Origin of the sequence: Collinsella sp. AF36-3AT, from assembly GCF_003475205.1 — a bacterium.
Lineage (GTDB): Bacteria > Actinomycetota > Coriobacteriia > Coriobacteriales > Coriobacteriaceae > Collinsella > Collinsella aerofaciens_AF.
Genome location: NZ_QROZ01000011.1, coordinates 63,384 through 70,082, shown reverse-complemented (window position 1 = coordinate 70,082; position 6,699 = coordinate 63,384). Strand labels below are relative to the sequence as shown.

At 56.7% G+C, this 6,699-nt stretch carries 7 protein-coding genes; 4 read left to right on the top strand and 3 right to left on the bottom strand.

Annotated elements, in window-relative coordinates:
• Window positions 1-293: 293 nt before the first annotated feature.
• Window positions 294-782, bottom strand: a complete 489-nt coding sequence (locus DW003_RS09090) for a GNAT family N-acetyltransferase (RefSeq protein WP_118388751.1) — start codon at window positions 780-782, stop codon at window positions 294-296.
• A gap of 76 nt (window positions 783-858) precedes the next feature.
• Between DW003_RS09090 and DW003_RS09085 the strand changes: the two genes are divergently transcribed.
• A complete protein-coding gene (locus tag DW003_RS09085) occupies window positions 859-1,155 on the top strand; it encodes a hypothetical protein (protein WP_118388749.1) in 297 nt (98 codons plus the stop codon).
• Window positions 1,156-1,203: 48 nt separating this feature from the next.
• Here DW003_RS09085 and DW003_RS09080 read toward each other — a convergent pair whose 3' ends face one another.
• Both DW003_RS09080 and DW003_RS09960 read right to left on the bottom strand, forming a co-directional pair.
• Window positions 1,204-1,908: a class I SAM-dependent methyltransferase gene (locus tag DW003_RS09080; protein WP_118388747.1), complete on the bottom strand. Its 705-nt coding sequence runs from the start codon at window positions 1,906-1,908 to the stop codon at window positions 1,204-1,206.
• Between the two features lie 63 nt (window positions 1,909-1,971).
• Window positions 1,972-2,115: a hypothetical protein gene (locus DW003_RS09960; protein ID WP_158549061.1), complete on the bottom strand. Its 144-nt coding sequence runs from the start codon at window positions 2,113-2,115 to the stop codon at window positions 1,972-1,974.
• A gap of 108 nt (window positions 2,116-2,223) precedes the next feature.
• Here DW003_RS09960 and DW003_RS09955 point away from each other — a divergent pair, with 108 nt between their 5' ends.
• The 3 genes from DW003_RS09955 (at window position 2,224) to DW003_RS09070 (ending at window position 6,666) form a co-directional block, all read left to right on the top strand.
• A complete protein-coding gene (locus tag DW003_RS09955) occupies window positions 2,224-2,376 on the top strand; it encodes a hypothetical protein (protein WP_158567534.1) in 153 nt (50 codons plus the stop codon).
• A 354-nt stretch (window positions 2,377-2,730) separates the two neighbouring features.
• On the top strand, window positions 2,731-3,570 hold the full coding sequence (locus DW003_RS09075; RefSeq protein WP_118065626.1) for a transporter substrate-binding domain-containing protein: 840 nt from the start codon (window positions 2,731-2,733) through the stop codon (window positions 3,568-3,570).
• A 12-nt stretch (window positions 3,571-3,582) separates the two neighbouring features.
• Window positions 3,583-6,666, top strand: coding sequence for a mechanosensitive ion channel domain-containing protein (locus DW003_RS09070; protein ID WP_118388745.1), 3,084 nt, complete (start codon window positions 3,583-3,585; stop codon window positions 6,664-6,666).
• The last annotated feature ends 33 nt before the right edge of the window (window positions 6,667-6,699 follow it).

Genomic DNA, 6,699 nt, shown 5'->3' with positions numbered 1-6,699 from the left:
GATGAATATGGGAGGTGTTCGGATGAAGTTGCCAATCAAGGTCCCCTTATTGCAAGCCCATCGCACGCGGCAACGGGCATCCTCGTTCCACACTGGATGATACAATTTACGGGCCGGCGGGCGAAGCGGGCCCTATCCCCCGACCGAGCTCATCGCCCTGCGTTGCCGCGCGGCGATTTTCGTAGGTTCGCGCCTTGCGAAAGCCGGCACCTCCCCTTAACAGCCCAGCGATCAAAAATGGCCCACCCGGGGCCATTTTCATGTATATGGATTGCTGATACGCGTCCCCGCTCTTATGCCTCGCGCAGCCAGTCGAACGCAACGCGCGGCGTGCCGTCCGACACATACACGACGCCGGCGCGCTCGAACCCCGCTTTCATGCTCGCACCCTGCATGGGCAGGTTGTCCGCGTGCGTGTCAATGCGCAGATGGTCGGCGCGATCCTTGGCAAAGGCAAACATCGCGGCCGCGATACCGTGCACGGTGCCGTCGGACGCCACGCGGTGCAGCACGGCGTACGGAGTGTCGCTGCGCCACCGACCGTCCTCAATCACGTCATAGCACTCGTCCGGACCCGGTAAAAAGGCAAACGTCGCCACCACGCGGCCGTCGACTTCGCACACGTAACTGCCACCAGCGGCAATATCGGCAGCCAGCTGCTCGGCCGAAGGCGTGCCCTCGGGCCACTGCGTGGCGTTGCCATGTGCGCGCATATAGGCGCGGGCGGCATCATAGATGGCCATGACGGCAGGAATGTCGGTCTCGAGGGTTTTTCTGATCATCACGCGGCGACCTCACGTTTATTGGTATCACTTTGATTGAGCAATAATACCAACGTTTGGAGAGGGTGCGAAGCAGATGGGGAGCAAAAAGCGAGCCGCCTGGTCAAAAGCCAAAAGCGAGTTTTTGGGCGCTGCCACGGGCGGCGATATGAGCGACCTGTTTGCACGCGAAGACGAGCGCTGCGACGCACTAGACGCCGAGCGCGATGAAGCCTGGCGCTACAAGTCGTGCGAGCGTAAAAACCGTTACGACACACGCGCCGAGGCCGAGGCTGTTATGGCCGACTGCGAAAACCGCGGACGGCGCGGTTTAGCCTGCTACAAATGCGAATACTGCGGCGGGTGGCACCTGACGTCGCATCCTTGGAAATAAGCACTGCATCGGCACGGCACTGACGGAGCGCCAGCCATCGCACGCAAGCTACGGGCGCGGCGGCACCAAGACATCGTAGCGGACAGCCTTGCCCGCAAGCTGATAGCTCGGCTTAACGCCGGCAAGCAGCGGCCCCTTCATCGGCCGCTTGATAACAACCTTGCGCGGGCGCGGCGCAAGGGCAGCCTCGACCAGCGCCTCCTCATCGGCACACGGCTGCTCCAAATGGTGCAAGAGCTGGAACTTCTTTTTGACCGCCGCGCTCTTGGTGCGCTCGGGAAACATGGGGTCCAGATACACCACATCGGGAGCCGCGAGCTCACCGCGATCAATCAGCTCAGCCGTATGGCGAAGGCCGGCAATGCTGTCCTCACCCGCATGTAAGCGCATGCGCGCCACGGCAGCCGCAAGCGCCGAATCATCCGCCGCGCGGTCCAAGGCATCCTGCAGCAGTGCCGCGATCACGCAATCCTGTTCATACAGATCGACGGTAAAGCCCGCTGCCGCCAGCAGCAGCGAATCCTCGCCAAAGCCTGCCGTGGCGTCAATCGCCCATGGCTGCTCGATGCCTTTTGTGCGCGCGGCCTTCACCAGCAGCTCTTGCTGCAGACGGCCCTGCTTGAGCCGTGGAAGCATGCGGCCAAAATCGGCACGCAGCTCCATCGCGCCGTCGGTGAGCGTGAGGCCCTCGGGCTTCCCAATCAGCTCAAGCCCCGCGGCCCGAGCAACAGAAAAGGGATCGACGACGCCCATGGGTACTCCTTAGCAAGCAAAGCGGATACGTGAGCGCCGCATGTGTCGGCACCCAATCGTCCGCTATTGTCCCACATGCGACATGGCCCACAGCATCCCAATGCAAAGCACCGCCATCAATCCCGTGCACACGGCAGCGATCACAGAATCGCTCATGCGCCTTCCCAACGATTGCGGCTCGCGCGCCTGCCCTGTTCCGTACATCATGGCTCCTCCTTAGACCAACTCCTTGTTACATCCTCATCATCGCAGCGCCGCACATGAGCTGCCATCGATTTGACTTACGCCCAGCTTTCCTTTTTGAAAGGTTGGACCGTGCAGGCCCCAAGCGCTTTCAGGCGCATGCTTACCCTTCCCGCTCTCGGCGGCAGCGTCGTTAACACCGGTACCTTTGTCATCGTGGTGTACGAGCCGTTCTTTGTTCAGCAGGCTCACGCCGTTAAGGCCGAGAACAAGGATCGCCTGTAGGCACCCATCTCCCACAGCCCCCTGCAATCAAGCAACTAAAAAGGGCCGATCGCGTTACTGCGCGATCGGCCCTTTACGTTTGCCCAGATAAAACCTGCCAAAACAAACCTGTCCCTTTTTGGCAGGTTGTTAGCTGTGGCGGTACTCGGCGATGATGAAGTCGGTATCGGTCTGAAGGGTGTCCAGGACCTAACGCCCATCGCAGCATGCTGACATCTATTTAGCAATAAAGTGCCCGATGCCGACAGATTTTATCCTCCGCCTCAACCCTTTGTTTACCTGCCGCTTCACGACTATTCCACAGTTACCCGTCCATATCATTAAAGAACTGAACAATCGTCGTGAGGAATGCAAATGGACCATTCAGTCACACGCCGAAATGCCTGCCGGCTGGCAATCTCGGCAACCGGAGCCGCACTTGCAGCCATGTTGCTACCAGCCTGCTCAAACGGCAATTCCGGCATGCCTGGCAAGGGCAAGCTGAGTGTAGGCGTCCGCTCGGATATCGTCGGGTTTAGCGAACGTAACCCCAACAACGGCAAGTACTACGGATTCGAAATCGACCTCGCCAACGAGCTGGCAAACCGTCTCGGTTATGGAGACTGTTCGTTTATAACCGTAACGCCCGAGACGCGCGAAGAAATGCTCTCGTCGGGAAAAGTCGATTGTCTGATTGCTTGCTACTCGATAAGCGACGAACGCAAAAAGCTGTTTGACTTCTCTCCCGCCTATTACACCGATTCGGTAATTCTTGTTGTCGAAAACACATCGCTCATTCAATCCTTTTCCCAGCTTGAAGGCGGAACAATTGGCACGGTAGCCGGAACGAACGCCGCACCTCAACTTGCCGCGAAGTTTTTGGAACTGGGGCTTTCGGACGGCATACCCCGGCAACAGGATGCCGAGAGCGGCAGCATCGACTACGACACATGGCATCTAAGCCAATACGCGAGCTACGCCGAGCTTTCCCAAGCATTGGAAGCCGGCGACGTCGACGCCATGGCGACGGACGGCGCAATTGCCAAAACCTATCTCGATGGCGAGCGCACCGTCCTGCCCGATTTTGGCATCAACCCACAGCGTTATGCCGTCGCAACGAAGAAGGGCTCTGAGCTTTCGCCTAAGATTGCCGCCGAAGTGCGCTCAATGCTCAAAGACAAAACAGTCGATAAGCTCATCAATAAATGGAACTAAGGGAGCCTACCCATGTCCAAGCGATTAAAAAAGAAGTCTGTGGCGCTTGCCGTTGCCGTAACCGTCTGCGCATTGGCGATGGGACTCCTACTCGCCTCGATGCAAACGCGTCTATCGCAAGAGGAATACGCTCTGGAATTTGATCGCGTTGCCGCCGAACTCCCCGATCTCGTTAAAACGGCTCGGGCGGAAACGAAAGACAACGCCCAAACATTTGATGACCTGTATCGCACGCGCGCCGCAAGCATCGCATTTATGGCGGCTAACGATGCCGGTTACGAAGCGACCGATGTCAAAATGGCCGAACTCAAGGACCTGCTCAAGGTCGATAACGTTCTCGTCGCCCGACGCGACGGCTCTATCATCGCCAAGGCAGCTGACACCAAAGCCGATTTTAGCCGCGCCCGCTTCAACCAGCTACGTCAGTGCTTCGAGACCGGCAAGCCCTCCGATCCGGTTGAGGTCGATCTTCCCGATCAAGACTGGCTCATGCGATACTATGCCGCCAAAATCGATGACGACGCCATGGCCATCGTAGAACAAAATCCCCGAGAGCTGCACGCCCTTGTCAAGGACACCGGATCGACCGAGAGCATGCTCAAGAACATCTCACTCGGCAGCCACGGATTTGTCCTCGCCGTATCGGCAAAAACGCATCTGATCACCTACCATCCCGACCAGAACATGATAGGTACCGATGCACTCGACAACGGCATCGATATTAGCAATCTTGAGGACGGCAAAACATTCTTCACTTCCGTCAAGAACACAAGCCTGTACTGTCGCGTCAAGTTGGTCGATGACACCTATTACATTCTCGCCATTCCCGAAAGCGACACCGCCACCGCACGCAACATCACCGTGGGCGTCATCCTCTTTGCCTTCATCGCAATCGTCGCCGCCGTGGCGCTCTATGACCTGTTTGTCCTTGCGGATGACGAGCATAGCGACCAAGGCGATCACGAATACGTCAAGATCGGTCGCAACCTTAGGTTTAACCCCGCCGTGGGCAGGCGCGCAACAGCCTTGTCCGTTGCAGGACTCGTCTTGCTCCTGGCGGTAACCTTCTATATGCAAACGCTCTTTGCCCTTTCGAGCCAAGCGACGGTCAATCGAGAGCGCGTAGAGCAGATTGATCAAACGCTCAAAAACAATGCAATGCGCGAGGATGAACTTACGAGGCAATATAGTGACCACTACGCCACTACCTGCCATATTATCGCCTACATCGTTGAGCACAATCCAGAGCTCGCCACGCGAGCCGATCTGCACAGCTTGGCAGAAACGCTTGGCGTCGAGTCAATTTACCTCTACGACGGCGACGGCAATATGACGAGCTCGAGCACGTCACAACGATCCTATAGTCTTTCGACCAAGTACGGCGACTCCTCCTACGAGTTCCGCTCGCTTTTGGGCGGCAAGGATGAGTATATACAGCCCCTCTCTATCAACAGAACCACTGGCGAGACATATCAGTACATCGGCGTCGCACTCTACGATCAAGATGGCATTGCAGACGGAATCGCTCAGATTGCCGTGCGCCCTATGCGCTTAGAAGAAATGCTCAAGAGCACCAAGATCGGCGTGGTGCTCGACGGCATCAAGGCGGGCGCCGGAGGCTTCGCCTTTGCAATCGAGAAAAAAGACGGCACCGTTGCATATCATCCCAACAATCTTCTTATGGGGAAAAAGGCGTCCGAAATAGGACTGGCTGACGAGCACCTTGCAGACGGCTTTAGCGATTTCATTTACATCGACAACCAGAAACTCTACGCCTCCTGCCTAGAGACTGACGACTACTACGTTTACGTCGCGGCACCCGAAGACTCTTTTATGCACCAGCGCGTTCCGCTCACCATCGCAACCGGAATCATCGCCGCTATATGCTTTGTCCTCATCTACCCTCTGCTGACGCTCGACACTATAAGAGTCGAAGAAAAACGTTCGAAGCGCGAAAACGATTTCACGGCAAGACGGCACAACATCACAGTCACGACATCCGACGGCCGTATCAAGCACAGCGAAAGTGCCATTGGCCGATGGCTCAACATTTCCTTTAAATGGGAAGACAAAACCCCCGAGCAAAAACTCGGCACGGTCCTTAGATGGTTTACCGGTATCGGAGTGTTTATCGTCTTTTTGGCCGTCTTGTTTAAAGACACTCTATTTGGCCCGCGTTCGGTATTCACCTACATACTGGGTAACGACTGGCAGCACGGTCTCAACATATTCGCGCTCACCGCTTCAATCATGTACGCCTGTGTGGCGCTCACAGTGTGCGCAATCGCACAGTCGCTTCTTCGCATGTTGTCCAACGTGCTTGGCGCGCGCGGCGAGACGATATGCCGACTTCTCTCGAGCCTGACAAAATACGGAACCCTCATCGCCATGCTCTATTGGTGCCTAGGCGTTTTGGGTGTCGACACCGCAACGCTTTTGGCCTCGGCAGGCATCATTACACTCGCGGTCTCCTTTGGAGCCAAAGACCTCATCACGGATATCTTGTGCGGGCTCTTTATTATCTTTGAAGGCGAGTTCCGCGTTGGAGACGTCATCTCGGTTGGCGGCAATACCGGCACCGTTATGGAAATTGGCGTGCGAACCACAAAGATCAATGACGGCAACGGCAATGTTCTACTGCTGCGCAATAGCTCGATTTCGAATGTCACCAACATGACCAAACTTAATTCTTACGCCAGCATAGACATCACCATACCGGTGGGGGAATCTCTACCCTATGTCGAAAAGGTGCTTAAAGACGAGCTCAAAAGCGTGCATGACCGCGTTCCCGCCATTATCGAAGGCCCCTTCTACAAGGGCGTGGTCGACCTTAGCAGCACCGCTATGACCATTCGCGTTGTCGCCACCTGCAAGGAGACAGACCGCGGCAGCGTCATGCGCTCTTTGCGCCGCGAGGTAAAGCTTATGCTGTCCCGCCGTGACATCGCCCCCTATCAACTCGTTTTCGATCATTGCGATGCCGTTGAGTCCGCTCCAAAGGCAGCTACCGCCGAGGAACTCGCCGAAGCGGACGAGTTTAACGAAGAACAGGAACTCGCCTCGCAAGATCTGGGCAACGAACCCCTCAATCAGTAATTCATGGCGCCAGGCAATACGTGCACGGTGCCA

Excerpts from the sequence above, each read along its gene's own strand:
- DW003_RS09080 (WP_118388747.1), bottom strand. The coding sequence starts at position 1,908 with ATGGGCGTCGTCGATCCCTTTTCTGTTGCTCGGGCCGCGGGGCTTGAG.
- DW003_RS09070 (WP_118388745.1), top strand. The coding sequence starts at position 3,583 with ATGTCCAAGCGATTAAAAAAGAAGTCTGTGGCGCTTGCCGTTGCCGTA.
- DW003_RS09960 (WP_158549061.1), bottom strand. The coding sequence starts at position 2,115 with ATGATGTACGGAACAGGGCAGGCGCGCGAGCCGCAATCGTTGGGAAGG.
- DW003_RS09075 (WP_118065626.1), top strand. The coding sequence starts at position 2,731 with ATGGACCATTCAGTCACACGCCGAAATGCCTGCCGGCTGGCAATCTCG.
- DW003_RS09090 (WP_118388751.1), bottom strand. The coding sequence starts at position 782 with ATGATCAGAAAAACCCTCGAGACCGACATTCCTGCCGTCATGGCCATC.
- DW003_RS09085 (WP_118388749.1), top strand. The coding sequence starts at position 859 with ATGGGGAGCAAAAAGCGAGCCGCCTGGTCAAAAGCCAAAAGCGAGTTT.